Source organism: Streptomyces sp. 71268, from assembly GCF_029392895.1.
Lineage (GTDB): Bacteria > Actinomycetota > Actinomycetes > Streptomycetales > Streptomycetaceae > Streptomyces.
Window position 1 is genome coordinate 5,155,129 of record NZ_CP114200.1, and the last position, 22,515, is coordinate 5,177,643.

9 protein-coding genes and 2 pseudogenes are annotated in these 22,515 nt (G+C 75.7%); 6 read left to right on the forward strand and 5 right to left on the reverse strand.

Annotated elements, in window-relative coordinates; all coding sequences use genetic code 11:
- Positions 1 to 155: 155 nt before the first annotated feature.
- The gene (locus OYE22_RS20385; protein WP_277321757.1) at positions 156 to 2,219 is read right to left on the reverse strand and encodes a peptidoglycan DD-metalloendopeptidase family protein; all 2,064 of its coding nucleotides are present in this window, start codon (positions 2,217 to 2,219) and stop codon (positions 156 to 158) included.
- A gap of 917 nt (positions 2,220 to 3,136) precedes the next feature.
- Here OYE22_RS20385 and OYE22_RS20390 point away from each other — a divergent pair.
- On the forward strand, positions 3,137 to 3,550 hold the full coding sequence (locus OYE22_RS20390; protein WP_176162124.1) for a cobalamin B12-binding domain-containing protein: 414 nt from the start codon (positions 3,137 to 3,139) through the stop codon (positions 3,548 to 3,550).
- Positions 3,551 to 3,813: 263 nt separating this feature from the next.
- On the opposite strand, the gene OYE22_RS20395 is transcribed toward OYE22_RS20390, so the two are convergent.
- On the reverse strand, positions 3,814 to 5,628 hold the full coding sequence (locus OYE22_RS20395; protein WP_277324229.1) for a DUF5691 domain-containing protein: 1,815 nt from the start codon (positions 5,626 to 5,628) through the stop codon (positions 3,814 to 3,816).
- Positions 5,629 to 6,032: 404 nt separating this feature from the next.
- Positions 6,033 to 7,652 carry an SWIM zinc finger family protein gene (locus tag OYE22_RS20400; protein WP_277321758.1) on the reverse strand — a complete coding sequence of 540 codons (1,620 nt, stop codon included), beginning with the start codon at positions 7,650 to 7,652 and terminating at the stop codon, positions 6,033 to 6,035.
- A 168-nt stretch (positions 7,653 to 7,820) separates the two neighbouring features.
- On the opposite strand from OYE22_RS20400, the gene OYE22_RS20405 reads away from it, so the two are divergent.
- The 4 genes from OYE22_RS20405 (at position 7,821) to sucD (ending at position 17,021) form a co-directional block, all read left to right on the forward strand.
- A complete protein-coding gene (locus tag OYE22_RS20405; RefSeq protein WP_277324230.1) occupies positions 7,821 to 8,972 on the forward strand; it encodes an AAA family ATPase in 1,152 nt (383 codons plus the stop codon).
- A gap of 476 nt (positions 8,973 to 9,448) precedes the next feature.
- Positions 9,449 to 13,738: a DUF5682 family protein gene (locus OYE22_RS20410; protein WP_277324231.1), complete on the forward strand. Its 4,290-nt coding sequence runs from the start codon at positions 9,449 to 9,451 to the stop codon at positions 13,736 to 13,738.
- A 1,204-nt stretch (positions 13,739 to 14,942) separates the two neighbouring features.
- On the forward strand, positions 14,943 to 16,115 hold the full coding sequence (gene sucC / locus OYE22_RS20415) for an ADP-forming succinate--CoA ligase subunit beta (protein WP_277321759.1): 1,173 nt from the start codon (positions 14,943 to 14,945) through the stop codon (positions 16,113 to 16,115).
- A gap of 21 nt (positions 16,116 to 16,136) precedes the next feature.
- Positions 16,137 to 17,021, forward strand: coding sequence for a succinate--CoA ligase subunit alpha (gene sucD, locus OYE22_RS20420; protein WP_277321760.1), 885 nt, complete (start codon positions 16,137 to 16,139; stop codon positions 17,019 to 17,021).
- A gap of 186 nt (positions 17,022 to 17,207) precedes the next feature.
- On the opposite strand, the gene OYE22_RS20425 is transcribed toward sucD, so the two are convergent.
- Positions 17,208 to 18,038: a hypothetical protein gene (locus tag OYE22_RS20425; RefSeq protein ID WP_348652227.1), complete on the reverse strand. Its 831-nt coding sequence runs from the start codon at positions 18,036 to 18,038 to the stop codon at positions 17,208 to 17,210.
- A 1,596-nt stretch (positions 18,039 to 19,634) separates the two neighbouring features.
- Here OYE22_RS20425 and OYE22_RS20430 point away from each other — a divergent pair.
- Positions 19,635 to 21,062 (forward strand): annotated as a pseudogene (locus OYE22_RS20430) (DUF6350 family protein); the annotation flags it as partial.
- Positions 21,063 to 21,831: 769 nt separating this feature from the next.
- On the opposite strand, the pseudogene OYE22_RS20435 reads toward OYE22_RS20430, so the two are convergent.
- Positions 21,832 to 22,449: pseudogene (locus OYE22_RS20435) on the reverse strand (hypothetical protein); the annotation flags it as partial.
- Positions 22,450 to 22,515 lie beyond the last annotated feature (66 nt).

Sequence of the window (22,515 nt, forward strand, 5' to 3'; positions counted from 1 at the left end):
CGCTCGCGCGGTTGTGGGGTGTTCGCGGCGGGGGGCGAGCGCCCGGCGCGGCGGGCTTGAGGGGCGTGCGCCCAGCCCGGCCGCGCGGGGCATGCCGTGGGTCGCGCTGTCACCGCCGGCCGGCGCGCGAGCGAGGCGCCGCCGGCGGCGCGCTGTCAGGTGGGGTCGAGTCCGTGCCCGCGCAGCCAGGGCAGCGGGTCGATGGCCGAACCGCCGCCGGGGCGCACCTCGAAGTGCAGGTGCGGGCCGGTGGAGTTGCCGGAGTCGCCCGAGTAACCAATGGTGTCGCCTGCCTGCACCGATCCGGTACGCACCTTCGTGCTGCCCAGGTGGCAGTACCAGGTCTCGGTGCCATCGGGCGACGTCACTATCGCCATGTTCCCGTAGGCGGTGTTGAACTGCGTCCGCACCGTGCCGTCGGTGGCGGCCATGACGGGCGTGCCGTAGTCGACGGGGAAGTCGATGCCGGTGTGCACCGACATCCAGTTGATGCCCGCCTGCCCGTACTGCGCGCTGAGTCCGTGCTGCTGCACCGGGAGCGCGTACTTGGGACGCATGGCCTCCTTGCGCGCGGCCTCCTCCGCCTTGCGCCTCTTCTCCGCGGCCTGCCGCGCCTTGAGATCGATGCGCTCCTGGGTGCGGCTGGCGCGGTTGGCGAAGTTGTCGGCCTTCTCGGTGAGCCCGGCGAGCTGGGTGTCCAGCTTGCTGTTGGCGGCGGTGGGCTGCACCATCGGGCGGTCGGGAGCGGCCTGCGTGGTCGACTCGTCCTTCTTGTCGCCGTCGCTGCCCACACCGCTGACGGACGCGGCGGCCACCGCCGCGACGCCCATGACGGCGACGGACGGTACGGCGACGGTCAGCAGCGCGGAACGTCGCGAGCGCGTGGCCGGCCGGCGCCGGCCACGGCCGCCGTCCCGGCGCGCGGGCGGGGCGGTGGCGACCGCGGCCTCGGGCTGCTGCCGACGTCGGGCTGCGCGGGTGCCGGGTTCCGCGAGGGAGGGGGCCGAGGGGCCGGAGGGGTGGGGGGAGGACGCGTCGCCGGGGGCGGCGTCGAGGTCGTACGGGGCGTCGAGATCGGCCTCGGACAAGGCCGGGAAGGCGGCCGTACGTTCAGGTTCCGCCTCGGGCGCCGGGTCGTGCGCCCGCTCGTGGGCCCTGGTGTGTTCCTCGTCGACCGACTCCGCCCCGGGGTACGGCTGCTCGTAGTCGGGAACACCGGCGAGGGTCGTCGCGAAGGAGCCGGTGTTCCAGGCGCCGTTCTCGTCGTACTGCCCTGGCGCGCCGGCGTGCGCCTCGCCCGGCAGGTCCAGCGCCGCGCCACGGGCCACGTCGCCGGCGGCGTCCGAAACCTGGAAGGAGCCGGTATCCCACTGGATGCTGCCGTACGGACCGGACCCGTGCCCTTCGGTCTCCCACTGGCCGGTGTCGTGCTGCCCGGTCTCGTGATGCCCGGCCTCGCGCGGGGCGCCGTCGAAGGCGCCGGTGTTCCACTGCGCGGCGTCGAACTGCCCGGAGTCGAACTGCCCGGTGCCGTACGCCTGGTCCGTCGCCTGGCCCGCCGCCTGGTCGGCGAAGGGGCCGACGTCGAAGGTGCCGGTGGCGAAGGTGTCGGCGGCGAAGGGCCCGCCGTCCAACTGGCCGGTATCCGCGGGCCCGGCGACGAACGGCCCGGTCGCGAACTGCCCGGTGTCGTACGGGCCGACCTCGAACTGACCGGTGTCCAACCGCGCCGCGTCAGGCTGCCCCGCGCCCCCCCAGGCGCTGGCGTCCCACTGACCGGAGGAGTCGGCGTCCGCGCCGGTGAACGGCCCATCGGCGGGCTGCGGATAACCGGTTGCGGCCGCCCAGTTGGCCGTGGTCTCGTAGCTGCCGGTGCCATAGCCGTTCGACTGATCGTCGTACGCGGCGTTCCACTGCCCGGCGTCGTAGGAGCCGGACGACTGCCCGTCGTAGCCGGCGTCATAGGCGTCGTGCGCGGCGTGCTGCTGCCGTCCACCGTCCGAGCCGTCGGGGAGCGCGCCGTACGAGGGGTCGCTGGCTCCGTCGGCTTCGCCGTAACCGGTGGCGAACTGGTCGAAGGTACCGGTGGCGTAACCGTCGTACCCGGAATAGCCGTGCTGTGCGCTCTGCTGGTCATACGACCCGTAATGCGCTGATGAGGCATCGGGAATATGGGCCGCCGGGTCTGGGTTCCCCGACGGGTGACGGTTGTTCACCACCAACTTCTCTTTCGCCTCGACAGCAGGAGAATTAGCGGCGACTGTACCCGGCGGTATGCGACGCCGACAATCTTCCACAGGTTTCTGGCTCGACGAGAACGGGCATTTGGTCGCCTTTCGGCGCGTCGATCGGCATTACTTGGCCGTGTGTTCGATATCTGTTCGATAAATTTCGCCATGATCGCGCAACCGAATCCACATCCCGAGCGTCTACGGGCCCTCTGAGAGGGGGCTCTGGGGAGCGCTGCGTGTGCCGACTCTGAGGGGTGGCGCCCGTCGGGCCGTCGTGGTGATGGCGGCGGCGCTGGCGTCGGCGTCGGGCCGCGAGATGGCGTGGTCCGTCGCGTTGTCGCCTCTGGTGTCGCTCCGGGGCGCGCCGGTTGTGCTGGGTTGCCGGGTGCCGCTCGCCGTGCGGCCCAGGTGGGGGCGAGGCGGGGCGGGCAGGTGAGGATGGCGTCGCGTAAGCCGCAATTGCCGCGCGGGTGGCCAAACTTGTGCCGGGTGCCGGGTGCCGGGTGCCGGGTGCGCGGCTCGCGGTGTGCTGGGCGGTGGCCGTGGCGGGTGAGCCGCGCGGTGGCGTGTGGGGCGCGCGGTGAGGCGGGGGGCGGTGGCGAGCGGGGTCGGGGGAGCCGGCCGGTGTGGGCAGTACCCTGCGCCGGGCGGCTGACGGCGCAGGGTACGGCGACTTCACGATGGCTTACCCGGTCGTCCCGCGAGCTCGCCGCGGAGGCGGCGCGTAGCGTACGTGGTGTCCACGTGTGATTTCCCCCTCCCTCTTCACCGGGAAACGGCCGGGTGCGGGATGCTGGCGATAACGTTCGTTCACACCTATGGCCAGTGACGGCAGTCGTGCGTGGCACGTGCTGGCCGCCTGCGGGAGCAGACGGCCAGGAATCCATAAAGGCATGGAGGCAGTGATGGGAGTGACCGGTCCGATCCGCGTGGTGGTGGCCAAGCCGGGGCTCGACGGCCATGATCGCGGGGCGAAGGTCATCGCGCGTGCGCTGCGGGACGCCGGTATGGAGGTCATCTACACCGGGCTGCACCAGACTCCGGAGCAGGTCGTGGACACCGCGATCCAGGAGGACGCCGACGCCATCGGCCTGTCCATCCTCTCCGGCGCGCACATGACGCTCTTCGCCAAGGTTCTTGAACTGCTGCGCGAGCGCGAGGCCGAGGACATCAAGGTGTTCGGCGGCGGCATCATCCCCGAGGCGGACATCGCCCCGCTGAAGGAACAGGGCGTGGCCGCGATCTTCACCCCCGGCGCCCCGACCACGGACGTCGTGGCATGGGTGCGCGCCAACGTGCGGCACCCCGCGGAGGCGTAACCCCCCCGCCCACCGGCCCCCGCGTCCATCGGCCCCGCCCCCGGCGGCGGCCGGTGGCCGGCAGCCGCTCGTCCGTCGCGTGCGGCATGGAGATGGAGTGGGGGCGTACGGGGGCAACCCCCGTAGGTGACGGCAGGGGCAGGGGCCCCGGCGTGCGCACGTACGCGGCCGTGAGGCTGACCGGCCGGCGCCGGGCGCGACCGCCCGCAGGGCGTTCGGTGCGGTCCGGCGCCGTGGACCAGCCTCCGGTCCCCCGTCACTGCCTAACGCTCGGTGGCCTTCGTCCCTCCCGTCCCCTCCGCATCTCCCGGGCCTGGTGCGACGGCCGGTTGGTCCGGCGTGGCGGCCAGTTCCGCCTGCATGGTGGCGCGTAGCCGCAACGTGCCGACCAGCCGTTGGAACGCCTCCGACCAGTAGCCGATCGCCCCCGGTGCGCCGTCGCGGGGTTCCTCCGCTATCGCGGTCAGCACCTCAAGCCGATCGGCCAGCGCCGGGTCGAGGCACCGCTCGGCAAGGCCCATCACCCCGCTGAAGCTCCAGGGGTAACTGCCCGCGTCGCGGGCGATGTCGAGGGCGTCCACCACCGCGCGGCCCAGCGGTTCGGCCCACGGCACCGTACAGACGCCGAGCAGCCGGAACGCGTCGGACAAGCCGTGCACCGCGATGAACTCCGCCACCCACGCGGCCCGCTCCGCCGCCGGCAGCACCGCCAACAACTTGGCCGGATCGCGCCAGGACGGGCCGGCGGCCGTCGGGGACAGGTGACCGCCGAGCGCCGCCTGCGCCGCGCGGGCGCCACCGGCGGGCGCGCCTCCCGGTCGAACGCCGGCGCCTCCCTGCCCGCCGCCCGGGTGCCCGCCGCCCTGGGGCGCGGGGGCGGGCGGGCCGGTGAGCGGCGCCGACGGGTCGGTCTCCGGGGTGTTGAGCAGGGCGCGGGCCCAGTCGGCGTTCCGCTGTCGCACGGCGGCACGGCCCCAGGCCGCGTGCAACTCGGCCTGCCAGTCGTCGGTGACCGGCAGGGCGAGGATCTGCGCGGGCGTGCGCCCGCCGAACCGCTCGAGCCAGGCGTCGAGCGGGGTCGCCTCCACCAACTGGCCCAACCACCAGGCGCGTTCTCCGCGCCCCGACGGCGGCTTGGCGATGACGCCGTCGCGCTCCATCTCGCTGTCGCAGCTCGCGGGCGGTGCCACGGCCAGTACGGGGTGGCCCGCGTCCTCGCGCAGGGTGACGCAGGCCGTCGAGCGGGCGGCCATCCGCGCGGCGAGCGCGGAGCCGGGTAGTGCCGCGAGCAGTTCGGCCGCGGTGGAGCGCACATTGCGGCTGCGGTCGGACAGGGCCTGCTCCACGAAGGGCTCGTCGGCCTGCGAGAGGCCCTCGCGCAACGAGTCGAGGAACATCAACCGGTCCTCGGCGCGCTCGGTGCCCCACGTGCTGGAGAGGAGGGCCAGCGCCGCGGCCGGGTCCCGGCGGCGCAGCGAGGCCAGCAACGCCACCCGCTCGGCGAACAGCCCCTCCTCCCAGACGCGCTGGGTCGCCGCCGCGTCCAGCGCGGCACCGGGGGCCGCGGGATCGGACGCGCCGGCTGGTGCGCCGCCGCGCAGGGCGAACTTCCAGTCCGGGTTGAGCCGCGCCAGCCACAGCGCTCGCGGGCCCGCGAGGGTGAGCGCGGCCGGGCGCAGGTCGGTGCGCGCGCGGGCCGCGTCGAGCAGGGCGGGGAGCAGGGCCGAGGGCGCCCGGTAGCCGTGTCGATTGGCGGCGGAGAGCCACTGCGGCAGCAGTTCCGCCAGGTCGGGTGCGGTCCGCGAGCCGCTGCCCCCGGAGCTGGCGCGCTCGGTGAGCAGCATGGCCAGCCGCACGCGGGCCGCGGGCGGCAGACCCGGCCGCGGGTCGGCGGGCGCCGGGGCGGGGCCGCGCCGCGCGGCGGCGGGACGCAGCCCCGCCCGGCGCCGCACGGTACTGATCGCGGCGGCTTCCAGGAGTGCCGCCGCGGGGTCCTGGCCCGGCCGCGCGGCCACCGGCGGCGTGCGCCGGTCGGTGCCGAGGAGCGCGGCGGCCAGCAGGTCGCCCCAGTCGGCCACGGGGCGTACGCCCTCGGGCGCCGGCGGGGCAGCCGAGGTGTCGGTCAACGTCACGGTGTGCCTCCAGGGAAGGTGGGGCGGCGGGTGCGGCAGGTCGGCCGGTCACCCGGTTCGGCAGTGGTTCGGCAGTGGTTCGGCGACGCGAGGTGCTGGCCGCGCGCCCGCCGGGGCGTCCGGTCGGTGCGTCGGTCCGTCGGCGCGCCGGGCGTCGGCGCGCGGGGCGGCTCTGGTGTGGTGTCGCCCGGGCGCGTCGGCCACGGCGGGCGGGCTGACGGGGTGGGAGTGGTGGCTGTGTGGCGTGGCCACGTACCGGTTGCGCGTGCGCCCGTAACGGGGCGCACGCCTAACGCGGCGCGCACGTGGTGAGGCGCCCGCGTGGCGAGGGTGTGGCGCGGTCCGTGGCGTCACGGTCCGGTGCGGCGGGCGCCGGAGGTGAGCGCGACCGGCGCGCCGTTCCAGGCGGTCAGCGGCACGAAGCCGCGGTGCCCGCACTCGCCGAAGACCGTGAGGGGGGCGCCGCCGGATATCGCGGTGAGCTGCCACAGGTTGCTCGTACAGCGCGGGTCGACGGGCAGGGCGAGTTCCCCGTCCGCGTCGGCGAGTTGCCAGCCGTCGTCGCCGGTCCGGGCCGCTGATCCGGTGGGGTCCGCCCCGCCGCCCCGCTGCCCGCCGCGCGGAGCGCCCGCGCCGGCGAGGGCCTCCAGGGTCGCCGCGTCCGGCACTGGGACGACCTGGGAGAGGACCACGGGCCAGGCGTCGAGCCAGGGGTCGTCCCGCAGCGCGGTGCCGTACGCGGCCAGGGCGGTGGCGACATCCACGCCGGGCGGGGCCTGCGCGGCTGCGTCGGCCGCGCGCGTGGCGCCGGCGTGCGCCGCGGAGTCCGGGTCCGCGCCGGCGGACCGGGCCGGGGCGACGGCAGCCGCCAGTTCGGGTTCCGACAGGGTGGCGGGGGCGGGTGTGCCGCCGCCGTTCGTCGTCCCGTAACGCCGGCCGATGGCGGCGCGCAAGGGGCGGGCGGCCGGGTAGTACGCGAGGTCCGCGTCGAGCACCAGGCCGACCGGGAGGGCCAGTTCGGGGGCGCGGCCGGCGGCGCCGAAGGAGAGCAGCAGGGCCATCCGGCCCGTGCGCTCGCCGCGCAGCCAGATCCGCCGGGTGGTCAGCTTGCCGTCGTCGCTGTCCTGCCGGCCGAGCACCAACCAGTCGTCGCGGACCGGCTCCGCCGTGGCCAGCAGCTCCGCCGTGTCCGTGGTCAGCCCGACCCGCGTGCGGGCCGTGGCGGCCAGCGGGGCGGGGAGGTCGGCCACGCGCTGGAATCCCTCGCTGAGCAGGTGCAGGAGAGCGCACTCCTCCAGCAGGCGAGACGGCCAGCCGGCCCCCGACGTGGTGATCGCCCCCAGTTCCCGCACCCGCGCCGCGAGGCCCGGGGCCTGGGCGTCGACCATGCGGGCGGCCGTCTCCTCCCACTGCGCGTATCCGGAGCGGTCCGCGCCGGCCAGGCCGTCCCGCACGAGGTCGGTCAGCCGCTGCTCCAACTCGGTCGCGCCCGCGGCGACGCGTCGCTCGCGCTGCTCGATCCGCTCCGCGCGGCGCCGCGCCGCCGCCCCGTCGTCACCGGCCCCGGCCGCCCCCTCGCCGTCGCCCGCCCCCCGCGCGCCGGCGTACGAGGCCGCCTCGCGCTCCGCGCGCTCGCGCCGGCCGGTCAGCCACTCCGCGGCCCACGGTGGCGCCTCGGCGTCGGGCATCGGCTCCCCGGTGGCCCAGAGCAACAGCAGGCCCAGCGCGTGCTTGCACGGAAACTTGCGGCTCGGGCAACTGCACCGGTACGCCGGGCCCGAGAGGTCGATCACGGTCTGGTACGGCTTGCTGCCGCTGCCCGAGCACAGCCCCCACAACGCCCCGTCGCGCACGCCGGTGCCCGACCACGGCGCGGGCGACGACAGCTTGCCGCCCGCCTTCTGTGACGCGGCGTCAGGAGCCAGCGCGAGCACCTGTTCCGCCGTCCATCGTTCCCCCTGCCAATTCATGTCCACGACGCTAGGCCACCCCACTGACAATCGCGCTGACCTGCTGTTTCCCCAGCCCGAGCGGGATTGTCAGAGGGGTGGTGCATGGTGGATGACGTCCCCGGCCGAAGCAGCCGGACGGGCAGGTGAAGAGGGGGATTTGTGACCGTGTCTGGAACCGCGAACACCGTGTCGGACACCGCGCGGGCCGCGTCGGAAGCCACCGCGACCGCCGACGCCGCACCGCAGAGCGAGGAGCGTCCGGAGGCGCTCCGACCGCACGCCGAGGACGCGTTCGCCGGGGAGTTGGCCGCCCTCGCCGCGGCCGACGACCGGCCGCGACCGACCAACTGGCGGCTCTCGCCCTGGGCCGTGGCCACGTACCTGCTGGGCGGCACCCTGCCGGACGGCACCGTGATCACTCCGAAGTACGTGGGACCGCGCCGCATCGTCGAGGTCGCCGTGACGACGCTGGCCACGGACCGGGCGCTGCTGCTGCTCGGCGTGCCGGGCACCGCCAAGACCTGGGTGTCGGAGCACCTGGCGGCGGCGGTGAGCGGCGACTCGACCCTGCTGGTGCAGGGCACGGCTGGCACCTCGGAGGAGGCCATCAGGTACGGCTGGAACTACGCCCAGCTCCTGGCCCACGGGCCGAGCCGGGACGCCCTGGTGCCCAGCCCGGTGATGCGGGCCATGGCCGACGGCATGACCGCGCGCGTGGAGGAGCTGACCCGCATCCCGGCCGACGTGCAGGACACGCTGATCACCGTCCTGTCGGAGAAGACGCTGCCCATCCCGGAGTTGGGCGCCGAGGTGCAGGCGGTGCGCGGGTTCAACCTGATCGCCACGGCCAACGACCGGGACCGGGGCGTCAACGAGCTGTCCAGCGCCCTGCGCCGCCGGTTCAACACCGTGGTGCTGCCGCTGCCCGCCACGCCCGAGGAGGAGGTCGAGATCGTCGCCCGCCGCGTCGACCAGCTCGGCACGTCGCTCGACCTGCCGTCCACGCCCGAGGCCATAGCGGAGATCAGGCGCGTGGTCACCGTCTTCCGCGAGCTGCGCTCCGGGATGACCAGCGACGGCCGGACCAAGCTCAAGTCGCCGTCGGGCACGTTGTCCACGGCCGAGGCGATCTCGGTGGTCACCGGTGGCCTGGCGCTGGCCGCGCACTTCGGCGACGGCGTGCTGCGCGCGGACGACGTGGCGGCGGGCATCCTGGGCGCCGTCGTCCGCGACCCGGCCGCCGACCGGGTGATCTGGCAGGAGTACGTGGAGACGGTCGTGCGCGAGCGCGACGGCTGGAAGGACTTCTACCGCGCCTGCCGCGAGGTGAGCGCGTGACGCACGCGCACGAGCGGGGAGCGTCCGCGTCCGACGCGGCGCGGGCGCTCCCCGAGACGGCCGGTGGGCGTGGGGGCGCGCGCACCGGCCCGGGCGCCGGGGTCGATACGGGGGCCGGCGGCCCAGCACGAGGCACGCGGTTGAGCGCGCGTGCCGGCACGGATGCAGGTTCGAGTGCGCCGTCGGGCGCGGTCGCGGCGCGGGCCGCGACCGCCCCCGGGGCGCCGTTCACGGCCGCGGGGGTGGCGATGTTCCGGCAGGGATCGGTTACGTGCGAGGAGAACGGGGTGGACGTTTCGTGGGGGAGCGCGGCGGAGGTCTCCGCCGACGCGGGAGTCGTCGCCGTAGCGGACGAGGCCGACGGCGGACCGTCCGCGGGGGAGGCACGGGCCCTGGCGCGGGCGGCCAGGGCGATCGGTGAGCGGACCGCGCGACCGGCCGGGCCGACCGCCGCGACCGACGGCGGCACGGGACCGCTGCTCCTCGGCGTCCGGCACCACGGGCCGGGCTCGGCCCGCGCCGTGCTGGCCGCGCTGGAGCGGTGCGCGCCGAAGGCCGTGCTGATCGAGGGCCCGCCGGAGGGGGACGCGCTGCTGCCGCTGGCCGCCGACCCGCGGATGCGGCCCCCGGTCGCGCTGCTCGCGCACGTGGCGAACGAGCCGGGTCGGGCGGCGTTCTGGCCGCTCGCGGAGTTCTCGCCGGAGTGGGTGGCGATCCGCTGGGCCCTGCGGCACGACGTTCCGGTGCGCTTCATCGACCTGCCGGCGGCGCACACGCTGGCGCTCACCGGCGCGGGCGGGGAGGCCGGCGCCGACGCGCCGGGACGCGGGGGTCCCGACGCGGCGGTCGACGGTGACACCCCGGAAGATGCGGGCGACGCCCCGCGGGCCGGCGGCGCGCCGGTGCGGGTCGACCCGCTGGCGGCGCTCGCGGCAGCGGCGGGGTACGACGACCCCGAGCGATGGTGGGAGGACGTCGTCGAGCACCGGGGCGAGGCCGCGCCGGACGACGAGACCGACCGCCTCGTCGGGCCGGCGCGCGCGCTCGCCCAGGACGACGGGCCTGACGGGCACGCGACCGCCCGGGCCCGGGCGCTGGCCCCGTTCGCGGCCATCGGCGAGGCCATGGCCGTCCTGCGCGCCGAGCACGAACCCGCCGGACCGGACGGGTCCGCCGCGCAGGGCGGACCCGACAGCCGAGGCGAGCCCGATGACCGGGACGGCCGGGGCGACGAGGGCGGCCCGGGCAGCGCGGACGGCCCGGACCGGGACGCGGTGCGCGAGGCGCACATGCGGCTGCGGCTGCGCGAGGCGCGGCGCGAGTTCGGTGACGACGTCGCGGTCGTCTGCGGCGCCTGGCACGTGCCGGCGCTGACCACCAAGACGACCGTGGCCGCCGACCGCGGGCTGCTGCGCGGCCTGCCGAAGGCCAAGGTGGAGCTGAGCTGGGTGCCGTGGACCCACCGCAGGCTGTCCCGCGCCAGCGGGTACGGCGCGGGCATCACCTCGCCGGGCTGGTACGGGCACCTGTTCGGCGCGCCGGACCGCCCCGTGGAGCGCTGGCTGACGAAGGTCGCGGGGCTGCTGCGGGAGGAGGACTACCCCGTGTCGACGGCGCACGTCATCGAGGCCGTACGGCTCGCGGACACCCTCGCCGTCCTGCGGGGCCGCCCGCTGGCGGGGCTCACCGAGACCACCGACGCCATCCGGTCGGTGCTCTGCGAGGGGTCGGACGTGCCGCTGTCCCTGGTCCGCGAGCGCCTGGTGGTCGGCGACGACATCGGCGAGGTCCCCGACACGGCCCCCGCGACGCCGTTGCAGCGCGACCTGGCCCGGGCCCAGCGCGCCCTGCGCCTGAAGCCGACCGCGACCGACCGCGAGATGGAGCTCGACCTGCGGAAGGAGACCGACGCGGAGCGCAGCGCGCTGCTGCACCGGTTGGGGCTGCTCGGCATCGCGTGGGGCGTGCCGGCGCGCAACGTCCGCGCCAACGCGGGCACGTTCCGCGAGACATGGCGACTGCGGTGGGAGCCCGAACTGGCGGTACGGGTCGCCGAGGCCGGTGTCTGGGGAACCACGGTGCGCTCGGCCGCGACCGCGCGGGCGGCGGCCCTGGCCGTCGACGCGGAGGGGCTGGCCGACGTCACCGAACTGGCCGAGCGCTGCCTGCTCGCCGGGCTCCCCGACGCGCTCCCGGTCGTGATGCGGGTGCTCGCGGACCGGGCCGCGCTCGCCGCCGACGTGGGCCACCTCGCCCAGGCCCTGCCCGCGCTGGTGCGTTCCGTGCGCTATGGCGACGTGCGGGGCACGGACGCGGCGGCGCTCGGCGAGGTCGCCGTCGGCCTCGCCGAACGGGTCTGCGTCGGCCTGCCACCCGCCTGCGTGGGCCTGGACGCGGACGGCGCCGAGGAGATGCGCGGCCACCTGGACGCGGCCCACCGGGCCATCGGCCTGCTGGCCGAGACCCGCGCTCCGGCTGCCGGGCCCGCCGCCCCCGCGACTTCGGGCACCCCACGGCCCGCCGGCCCCGTCGCCGTCACCGACGACGACAACCACGCCGACGCCGCCCCCGGCCCGGCCGGCGACGAGAGCCCGCGGGCAACCGCCGACTCCGCAGGCACCGCGGCTCCGGGTACCCCACGGTCCACCGACCGCGTCGCCGTCGCCGACGATGACCACCACCCCGACGCCGCGCCCGGCTCGGCCGGGGACGACTGCCCACGAGCGGCCGCCGCCCCAGCCGTCCCCGCCACCCGCAGCGAACCGGGCCTGCGCACCCGCTGGACCGCCGTGCTGCGCGTGCTGGCGGAACGGGATGGCACGCCCGGCCTCATCCGGGGCCGGGCCGCCCGACTCCTGCTCGACGACAGCCAGTTGGCCGACGGCGAGGCCGCCCGACTGATGGGTCTCGCCCTGTCGCCCGGCACGCCACCGGTCGCGGCAGCCGCCTGGATCGAGGGGTTCGTCGGTGGGGGAGCGGGCGGCGGCATGCTCCTCGTCCACGACGAACGGCTGCTCGGCCTGGTGGACGACTGGCTGTGCGGCGTGGCACCCGAGGCGTTCACCGACGTCCTGCCGCTGCTGCGGCGCACCTTCTCCACGTACGAGGAGGGGGTGCGCCGCACGCTCGGCGAACTCGTGCGCCGCGGCCCCGGCGGCGCACGCGCCGGTACCACCGCCGCCGCCCCGGCCGCGGGCTTCGGCCCGGACACCGACCTCGAGCGGGCGCGCGCCGTGCTGCCGACGCTGTGGGCCCTCCTCGGGATCGACGGCCCGGCCCCGGCGGGGCCACACCCCGCACCGGTGGCGGCGACAGCGGCCGATCCGCAGGCCGCGCCCGGGAAACAGGCCGTGACGGGCGAACAGGTCGCCCCCCGGGAACAGGCCACGACCGGACAGCGGGCTACGGCCGAGACCGGGGAACCGGCCGGGGCGGCGGCCACGGCCGTTGCCTCGGCCGGGGCGCACGCGGCGTGCCGGCCCGCCGCCGGCCCGGCCGTGGCCGCGGCGACCACCGGGGGTGGAAGCGTCCGGGCCGAGGCGCCCGAGCGGGACGGCGACGCCGGCGCACCGGCGTCGCGCGTACCGGACGCCGAACGGCTGCGCCGGTGGCGCCTGGTGCTCGGCGGCGGCGATGGCGCCGACGGCACGGGCTGCGCGCTCGACGGACGGGACGCCGCGATGGACCGGACGTTGGAGGCGCTGTACGGGGCGAGCGGGGCCGGCGGGGCGAGCGGGCGCGGCAAGGGCGGCACGGCGGGGGGCCAGCGCTCCGCGGGGCTCGGCGACTCGGCGCCGCGCGTGGCCCGTTGGCTCGGCGACATCCGTACGTACTTCCCCACCTCCGTGGTGCAGGTCATGCAGCGCGACGCGATCGACCGGCTGGGCCTGTCCACGCTGCTCCTGGAGCCGGAGATGCTGGCGGCGGTGGAGGCCGACGTGCACCTGGTGGGCACGTTGCTCTCGCTCAACGAGGCGATGCCGGAGACGACCAAGGAAACCGCGCGGGCCGTGGTGCGCAAGGTGGTGGAGGACCTGGAGAAGCGACTGTCCAGCCGCACGCGCGCCACGCTGAACGGCGCGCTCGACCGCTCCGCGCGGGTGAGCCGCCCCCGCCACCAGGACATCGACTGGAACCGCACGATCCGCGCCAACCTCGGGAACTACCTGCCCGAGTACCGCACGGTGATCCCCGAGCGGCTGATCGGGTACGGGCGGGCCGCGCGCGGGGTGAAGAAGGACGTCATCCTCTGCATCGACCAGTCGGGGTCGATGGCGGCCTCCGTCGTCTATGCCTCGGTGTTCGGCGCCGTGCTGGCCTCGATGCGCTCGCTCGCCACCCGCCTCGTCGTCTTCGACACGGCGGTCGTGGACCTCACGGACGAACTCGACGACCCGGTGGACGTGCTCTTCGGCACGCAACTGGGCGGCGGCACGGACATCAACCGCGCGCTGGCGTACTGCCAGTCGCAGATCACCCGGCCAGCCGACACCGTCGTCGTGTTGATCAGCGACCTGTACGAGGGCGGCATACGCGACGAGATGCTCGGGCGGGTGGCCGCGATGAAGGCGTCGGGCGTGCAGTTCGTGACGCTGTTGGCGCTGTCCGACGAGGGCGCGCCGTCGTATGACCGGGAGCACGCGGGGGCGCTCGCGGCGCTGGGCGCGCCGGCCTTCGCCTGCACGCCCGACCTGTTCCCCGACGTGATGGCAGCGGCTATCGAGCGACGTCAACTGCCCATACCAGATGGGGAGTCACATCGATAAGCCGACGACCGAGGGCTTGCGCGGCCCCCTGTGCAGCGTGCAAGGATCGCCCCGCACCGAGACGTTCACTGCCTCGTCCGCCGCATGGCCCGTATCCCGTAGTCCGCTGTTCTCCCTTCTCATCCCTCTCCCTTCGCACGCCTCTTCCTCATCCCTCGCGTGCACCGCGCTTCCCGGTCCGTCTCGCGCACGCGTCCGCTCCGCCCCGTGGCGGTCGGGTGGCGCCGGGGCGTACGGAGCGCGAGAGCCGGGAGGTCCCGCCGGGCCCGGCCGGGAACGGGACGGGGTGTCGGCGGGCCCCGGGGAGGTCGGGCCCGGGGACGCTGCGGCCGGGGACGGTGGGCGGCGGGCCGCGCGGCGAGCGGGTTCGTACTCGGTGGCGGCACTCCCACGGCGGAGCGCGGCGGCCGCGCCGACCAGGCGGCCTCGGCCGCGCCGGGCGCTCCGCCCCCAAGCCGCCGGAGAGCCGGGCTCCGCCAGGCCCGGCTCTCCGGCACCCCCCACCGCCCGCCGCGGGGAGCCCCGGCGGGCGCCGGACCGCACGCCCACCGCGAGCGAGCCCGTCCCGAGCCGGCGCGCGTCGCACGGGGACGGTCGCCGCGCGGCACCACCCGCCCCCGCCGCGCGCCCTCACGGCGTACGAGTCCCCCCGTACGAGCCTGCCGCCGCTGCTGCCCGGCCGGCCGTGGGCGCGCTCCGCCGCCCGGGCGCACTCCGCCACCCACCGGAGGCGGCGCTACGGATGCGGCGCTACCGAGGAGGCACGAGCGAGAGAGGGCGAGGGGCTACCGGGAGGCGTGGCGGGGGCGGTCCGGGCGGGACGAGCCGACGGGGTGGAGGCCCGGGAGGGAAGGGTTTCGACGGCGTGAACGGCCCGCGCCTGGCATGCGAAGGTCATCGGGCGACTCGGGTCCCACATCGGCCGAGCGGGTGATCCACTGTGGTGCTCAGCCACCATTGCGTAGCGATCTGTGACTGTTATCACCGCCCAAGTGTGATCTGTGATTTAGGGAGCCCCGGCATGCGGGGATAACCTGCCAGGCGGACATGCCGCGTACCCGGCTGACGCGTACAACCTCGAAGCCACCCTGTAGCGACCTTGGTGACCGCGTCGTCACGCTGCCCTTCGCGGCACGCCCGCGCAGACAAGAACCGCGATCACTCAGACCGCCGGTGTAGTTGAGAAGCAAAGGGACGGACGCGCGTGGACCTGTTCGAGTACCAGGCGAGGGACCTCTTCGCCAAGCACGGTGTACCGGTGCTGGCCGGTGAAGTCATCGACACGCCTGAGGCGGCGCGCGAGGTGACCGAGCGTCTCGGCGGCCGGGCGGTCGTCAAGGCGCAGGTGAAGGTGGGTGGCCGCGGTAAGGCCGGTGGCGTGAAGCTCGCCGCCGACCCGGCCGACGCGGTCGAGAAGGCCAACCAGATCCTGGGCATGGACATCAAGGGCCACACGGTCCACAAGGTCATGCTGGCCGAGACCGCGGACATCGCGGAGGAGTACTACGTCTCCTTCCTTCTCGACCGCACCAACCGCACCTTCCTCGCCATGGCCTCCGTCGAGGGCGGCGTGGAGATCGAGGTCGTCGCGGAGCAGAACCCCGAGGCGCTCGCCAAGATCGCGGTGGACGCCATCGAGGGCGTGACCGACGAGAAGGCTCGCGAGATCGTCGCCGCGGCGAAGTTCCCGGCCGAGATCGCCGACCAGGTGGCCGAGGTCCTGAAGACGCTGTGGAAGGTCTTCATCGCGGAGGACGCGCTCCTCGTCGAGGTGAACCCGCTGGTCAAGACCGGTGACGGCAAGATCATCGCGCTGGACGGCAAGGTGTCGCTCGACGCCAACGCCGAGTTCCGCCAGCCCGACCACGCCGCGCTTGAGGACAAGGCCGCGGCCAACCCGCTGGAGGCGGCGGCCAAGGCCAAGGGCCTGAACTACGTCAAGCTCGACGGCCAGGTCGGCATCATCGGCAACGGCGCGGGCCTCGTCATGAGCACGCTGGACGTCGTCGCGTACGCGGGTGAGAACCACGGCAACGTGAAGCCCGCCAACTTCCTCGACATCGGCGGTGGCGCGTCCGCCGAGGTCATGGCCAACGGCCTGGAGATCATCCTCGGCGACCCGGACGTGAAGTCCGTCTTCGTCAACGTCTTCGGCGGCATCACCGCCTGTGACGCGGTCGCCAACGGCATCGTGCAGGCGCTGGAGCTCCTCAAGACCAAGGGCGAGGACGTCACGAAGCCGCTGGTCGTGCGCCTCGACGGAAACAACGCGGAGCTGGGTCGCAAGATCCTGACCGACGCGAACCACCCGCTGGTGCAGCAGGTGGACACGATGGACGGTGCCGCGGAGCGGGCCGCCGAGCTGGCTGCGAAGTAAGGGACGAGGTCACCAGTAACCATGGCTATCTTTCTCACCAAGGAAAGCAAGGTCATCGTCCAGGGGATGACCGGCTCCGAGGGCCAGAAGCACACCAAGCGGATGCTTGCCTCGGGCACGAACATCGTCGGTGGCGTGAACCCGCGCAAGGCCGGCACCACCGTTGACTTCGACGGCACCGAGGTACCGGTGTTCGGCGGCGTGAAGGAGGCCATCGAGGCCACCGGCGCCGACGTCACGGTCATCTTCGTCCCGGAGAAGTTCACCAAGGACGCGGTCATCGAGGCGATCGACGCCGAGATCCCGCTGGCCGTCGTGATCACCGAGGGCATCGCCGTCCACGACACCGCCAACTTCTGGGCGTACGCGGGCAGCAAGGGCAACAAGACGCGCATCATCGGCCCGAACTGCCCGGGTCTGATCACCCCCGGTCAGTCGAACGCCGGCATCATCCCGGCCGACATCACCAAGCCGGGTCGCATCGGCCTCGTGTCCAAGTCCGGCACGCTGACGTACCAGATGATGTACGAGCTGCGCGACATCGGCTTCTCGTCCTGCGTCGGCATCGGCGGTGACCCGATCATCGGCACCACGCACATCGACGCGCTCGCCGCGTTCGAGGCCGACCCCGACACCGACCTGATCGTCATGATCGGCGAGATCGGTGGCGACGCCGAGGAGCGGGCCGCGGACTTCATCAAGGCCAACGTCACCAAGCCGGTCGTCGGCTACGTGGCGGGCTTCACCGCGCCCGAGGGCAAGACCATGGGCCACGCCGGCGCCATCGTCTCCGGCTCCTCCGGCACGGCGCAGGCCAAGAAGGAGGCCCTGGAGGCCGCGGGCGTGAAGGTCGGCAAGACGCCGTCCGAGACGGCCCGCCTGGCCCGCGAGGTCCTCGCCGGCTGACACGGTCGCCCCGTACGCGGTCCCGCCGGGCCGGCCGACCAGGCCGCCCGGGACCGCGTGGGCTGACTGAACCGCGCGACGGGCGCGGGTCCACTCCCCTTTCGGGGGCGTGGGCCCGCGCCCGTTGTCGTATCCGGCGCCGATGGCGGCGGCCCCCGTCCGCGCGCCGGTCGCCGTGTCGGTCCGTCAGGGTTGTCCCCCGGGCCCGGTGGGTTCGGTGGAACGGGTGGGTCCGGTGGTGGTGGCCCCCTCCGTGGGGGACGCGGGCGTGGCGGAGGACGAGGTCGAGGGGGACGGAGGCGCGGAGGAGGCGGGGTCCGGGGACGTCGCGGCGGGGCGGGCGGGGCCCGTGGTGGGCGCGTCGGACTCCGCGCTGGTCACGAGGGTCAGCGCGGTGGCGGCGGCGATCAACGCGGTGAGCCCCACCGACGCGCGGACCATGAGGCTCGTCGTGCGCTCACTGCCGCTCCGGACGGCTTCCGCCGCGCGCACGCGTACCGGCTGCGCTACGGCCAGGGCGCCCAGGCGCTGGTGCAGGGCCGCGCCCAGGTGGTCCTGGGGGACCCGTCGCAACTCCGGCAGCCGCTCGACCAGCGCCTGCCGGGCGTGCACGAGCCGACCGGCGGTCGCGGGGGTGCTGGCCTCGGTCTCGGCCGCCGTCTCGGGCAGGTCCAGCCCCACGCCGTCGTAGAGGAGCAGGGTGCGGCGGTACGAGCGCGGCAGGCTCAGCAGCGCGTCGAGCAGCGCCGGGTCGCTGGGCGGTACGGCGCCGGGACCGGCCTCGATGGCGGCCCGGCGCACGGCCTGTCGTAGCGCGCCCAGCACTCGGCCACGGGCCCAGCGGCGGCGCCGGTCGGTACGCACGGGCGGTGCGGCGGCGCTGGCGCCCGCGTCGGTGCTGGCCTCGGCCGCGTGGGGGCGGGCCGCGGTGGCCTCGGCAGCTTCGGTGGGCTCGGCGGTGGTGTGGGTGGTGGCCCGGCTGGTGGAGCGGGCCGGTGCGTCCTGGGCCGTGGGCACGGCGGCGACGGGCCTGCGCCGGGGCAGGCGCGGGCGCGTCAGGTGCGGGCGGGGCAGGCGGAGGCGGGGCGGGCGCTCGCGCGTCTCGGGCGCGCTCTCCGTCGCGGTGGGGGAGCCGGCGGGGGGCGGGGCGGGGTGGCTTCTTGCGCTCCGGGCGGAACTGGTGCCACGGGGAGAGCGCGAACTCGTACACCGCGGCCCGCACCCAGCCGGCCGGATCGGGATCAACGGCGACTTTCGGCCAACGTTGCCAGGCGAGCTGGAACGCGTACTCCACGGCCTCCTCGGCGAGCTGGGACCGCCCGGTGAGCAGGTACGCCTGCCGGGTGAGCGCCGGCGCGTGCCGGGTGTACAGGGCGTCGAACGCGGCGGCGGGGGTGGTCGGGGCGTCGAGCCCACCGGCCTCGGCGGCGGCCGACTCCGACCCGCCGGGTGCGGGGGCGCCACCGGGCCCGGCCTTCGCGTGGGTGGGCGGCTCGTCGGTGGCCGGCGCGGCCGTGGGCCGCGCGTCGTTGCCCGTGGTGCGTGGTGGCGCGTCGTCCGCCGTGCGGTGCGGCACGGAGTCAGAGGTTCCGCGACTCCGTACGCCGTGGCGGTTCGCGGCTTTCGCCCCGGGCTTGCCGCCGCCACGGTCCGTGGGCCTCGCGGACACTCCGGCCCGTGACCCGCGCGCTCGGCTCGGCCCCTGCCTGAGGTCCGGTCCCTTCCCGGGGCCCGGCCCCCTCCCGGGGCCTGGCCGGTCCCCGCTGGCTGGCGCTTTTCCGGGGTTCGGCTCGCTGTTCGCGCCGGCCGGCCGGTGCGGCTGGCTGGCGTCGTTCGGCCGCACTTCCCGTTCCGGGTGCTTCCAGCGGACCGGCCCGCCCGGCCGCTCCCAGCCGCGCGAGCGACCCGGCGGGGCGCCACGGTTGTGCTGGCCCCGTGGCGGTCGCCGCGCCGGCTTCGGTTGCCCCAACCGGTCCCGTCGAACTGGCCGATCCGAGTGGTTCTGGGAAGCCGTACGGGCCGGCGACCGTGGCGTACGCCCGGACTGGTCCGCTCCGGCCGAGCGTCGAGGGTGGCCGGATATCTCCGCTCGTACGCCGTCCCCGGCAGCGCTCCCCTTCCCCGCGACACCCCTTGCCGTGACGCGGTTCCCACCCGCCGTGGCGCCGTCCCCGCCCGTCGGGGCCCGGCGTGTGTCCGCAGGGGACGGGCCCTGGTCGGCCGCCTTGGCCCCGCGCGGCGCGGGGCCGCCCCTGCGGGCTGACGAATCGTTCGTACGCGCCCCCGACCTCCGCCGCCGGCCACCACCCCCACCCGGCGCCGGCGACGGCCACCGCGACGGCGATGGCGACTGCGCGGGGGCAGGTGCGGCGTTCGATGTGGCGTCAGGCGTCGCGGCCTCGGAGGTCGTGGCGTCAGGCGCCGTGGCGTCAGGCGGCGCGGCCTTGCGGCGTCTCATGCGGGAGGCTCGGTCGCGGGGGCGGTCGTGGTGGCCGAGACGGTACGGGCAAAGCGGGTCAAAGCTCGCATATGAATATGTTGAGCGACACGGCGACCATGTGCCTGCTGCGGGGACAAAACGGGTGTTATTGGGAGCATGGCCGGGTGACCCACATGACCGACCTCAGCCTTTCGTTGTCCTCGCGGGGCCGCGTTGCCGCCCGGCGCTCGCCTGCCGCCGGACAGGCGTTGCTGAGCGGCGCGGTGGCCGCCGGGCTCGGCCTCGGCGCGCTCGCCGTCGTCGTCCTGCTGCTGTGGATCACCTCGCCGTTCCCCGACGGCAGCCCCGACGGCACATTGCGGATCGCCGCGGGCCTGTGGCTGCTGGCCCACGGCGCCGAACTCGTCCGCACGCACACGGTGACCGGCGGCCAGACCACCATGGGCCTCACCCCTCTGCTGCTCACCGCGCTGCCGTGCTGGCTCCTCTACCGCGCCGGGCGGCATGCCGTCGAGGAGGCCGAAGCCGCCGGCGCGAGGTCGGGGCGCAGGCCGGGGCGGTGGGAGAGCGTGCCCGTCACGGGGCCCGCGACGCGCCCCGAGCACGGACGGCCGGCGGACGTGGATGCCGGCGGCCACGCCGAACAGCCCGCGGACGCCCGGCCCACCGCCCGCTCGCCGCTGCTCGGTTCGGACCGCGCGGACCACCCCGGGCGGGCGGCGCGTTCCGTGATCGGCCTGGTGGTCGGCGGGTACCTGCTGGTCGGCGTCGCGGCGCTGGTGTACGCCGACTCCGGCGCGCTGCCCGTCGAACCCGGCGGCGCCCTGCTGCGGATGGCGGCCCTGGCCCTGGTGGCGGTGACCACCGGGGCGTGGCTGGCCAGCGGCCGCCCCGCCTGGCCGCTGCCGGCCCCCGCCCGCCTCGCGCTCGATCTGGTGCCGTCGGCCGTATGCCGCGACCTGCCGACGCCCGTGGTGGTGGCCGCGCTGCGCGCCGGCGGCTGGGCCGCGCTCGTGCTGGTGGCCGGGGGCGCGGTGCTGACCACCGTGTCGCTGGTGACCAACGCCGGCGCGGTGGAGGGCGCCTTTCCGTACCTCGCGCGCGACTGGTCGGGACGGTTCGCGGTGCTCGCGCTCTGTCTGGCGCTGTTCCCCAACGCGATGGTGTGGGGCGCCTCCTACGGCCTCGGAACCGGCTTCACCGTGGGCGCCGGCAGCCTCGTGGGGCCGGTGGAGACGACGGCGTACCCCGTGTTGCCGCACTTCCCGCTGTTCGCCGCGCTGCCCGAGGCCGGGCGGGGCGACCTCACGTTGTGGGGGCTGGTCGGGGCGGTGCCGGCGGTCGCCGGGCTCGCGTTGGGGCGCGCGGTCGCCGTGGCCGCGAGCCCCGAGCGCGGGCGGGCCGGCCGGGACCGGGGGTGGGGCTGCGCGCGCACCGCCCGCGCGGCCGCACTGGCCGGCCTGGTCTGCGGCGCCGCGACGGCCCTGCTCGCCTGGGCCTCGGGCGGCCCGCTCGGCACGGGCACGCTGGCGGAGTTCGGCCCCGACCCGTGGTGGGCCGGACTGGCGGCGCTGGTCTGGACGGTGGTGTTCGGCGTACCGAGCGCGCTGCTCGTGCGCTGGTGGCGCCGGCACGTGTGGCGCCTGCACACGTGGCGCCTGCGGCCGGCGTGGTACGTCCGGTGGCGCAGCGCGCGGGCATACGCGGCGCGGTGGAGCGCGTACGAGGCCGCGGTGGAACGGGCGTACGAGGTCAGCGGCGTCGAGGGCGCCGAAGCCGGGCAGGACGCGTGGCACGCGACGGGCGCCCGGCGGGCGCGCTGGGCGGCGCTGCGGGAGTCGTCGGGCGGGCTGATGGCCGACTTCGAGCCCACCATCCGGAGCGACGACACCGCCGAGCCCGCCCCAACGACCTCGCCCGCCCCAGCGCCAGCGACCTCGCCCGCCGCAGCGCCAGCCTCGTACGCGCCGCAGCCGCACCCCGCCGTCGAGCGGGACGTCTCACAGCCCGCGGCCACTACCGACGCCGCCCCGACCACGGGCGACGGTGACCCGGGCGGGCCGGAACAGGTGAGGAGCGGCGGGGTGAGCGTCGAGCCGGGCGACCGCTACCCGCGCCGGCCGCTCGGCCCCGGCCCGAACCAGTGGGGGCCGGAGAGTCAGCCGGACCGGGAAAACCGGCCGGGCTCGGATGATCGGGGCCCGGGCGAGGGGGGCGTGATCGCCGCGCGGGGTGGCGGGGACGGCTGGCCGCTGCGAGGCCCCGTACAAGCCGGTGGGGGCCGGCCGTCGATCGGCCGGCCCCCACGGGTCGCTCGCGTCGGGCCGCTACGGGAGGCCCGATGGTCCGCTCAGTCGTCCTCAGCCGCCCTCAGTCGTCCAGGATCGGCCGGAGCGGCTCCGGCAGGTGCCGGTCGCACGTCTGGCGCGAGGACTTGGTCAGCGCGTCGTCCGTGCAGGTGTAGTAGTCGCTGTACACGAGCTGGAAGGTGTACGTCGCGATGACGATGGCCAGCGCGATGCCGCCGGTCACCACGCCACTGATGGCCGCCGTCGACTGCTGCCGCGAGCCGTTGCCGTTCTTCGGCGCGGGCAGCGGCGCCGAGGTGGCGTCGGGTGCCGGCGGCGGGGCGTCCACGGCCGCCGCCGCGGGCTCCGGCCGGCGCTGCTTGGCCCGCAGCGCGCTGACGCCCCAGTACAGCGCCAGCGCGCCGAGCAGCAGGGCGATCTCCGGCAGGCTGAACAGGGCGAAGAAGAACGCCCACATGCCGGACAGCAGCGAGTAGCGGGCGCGCCGCTGGGCCGGGTCGGTGGGATCCCAGCGGGCGCCGCCCTTGCCCTTCTGACCGTTCTGGTTGCCCTGGTCACCCTGGCCGCGCTGGGCCGCGGGCCGGCCGCCGCTCGGGCTCGCGCCGAAGCCGCCACCGCTGCTGCGGTCCGGCTGCCGGCTGCTCCACTGGTTGCCCCACGCCGGCGGCCGCTCCTCCTCGCCCTGGCCCTGCCCCTGGCCCTGCTGTGAGCCCTGGTCCGGGCCGGACTGCTGGCCGTGGCCCTG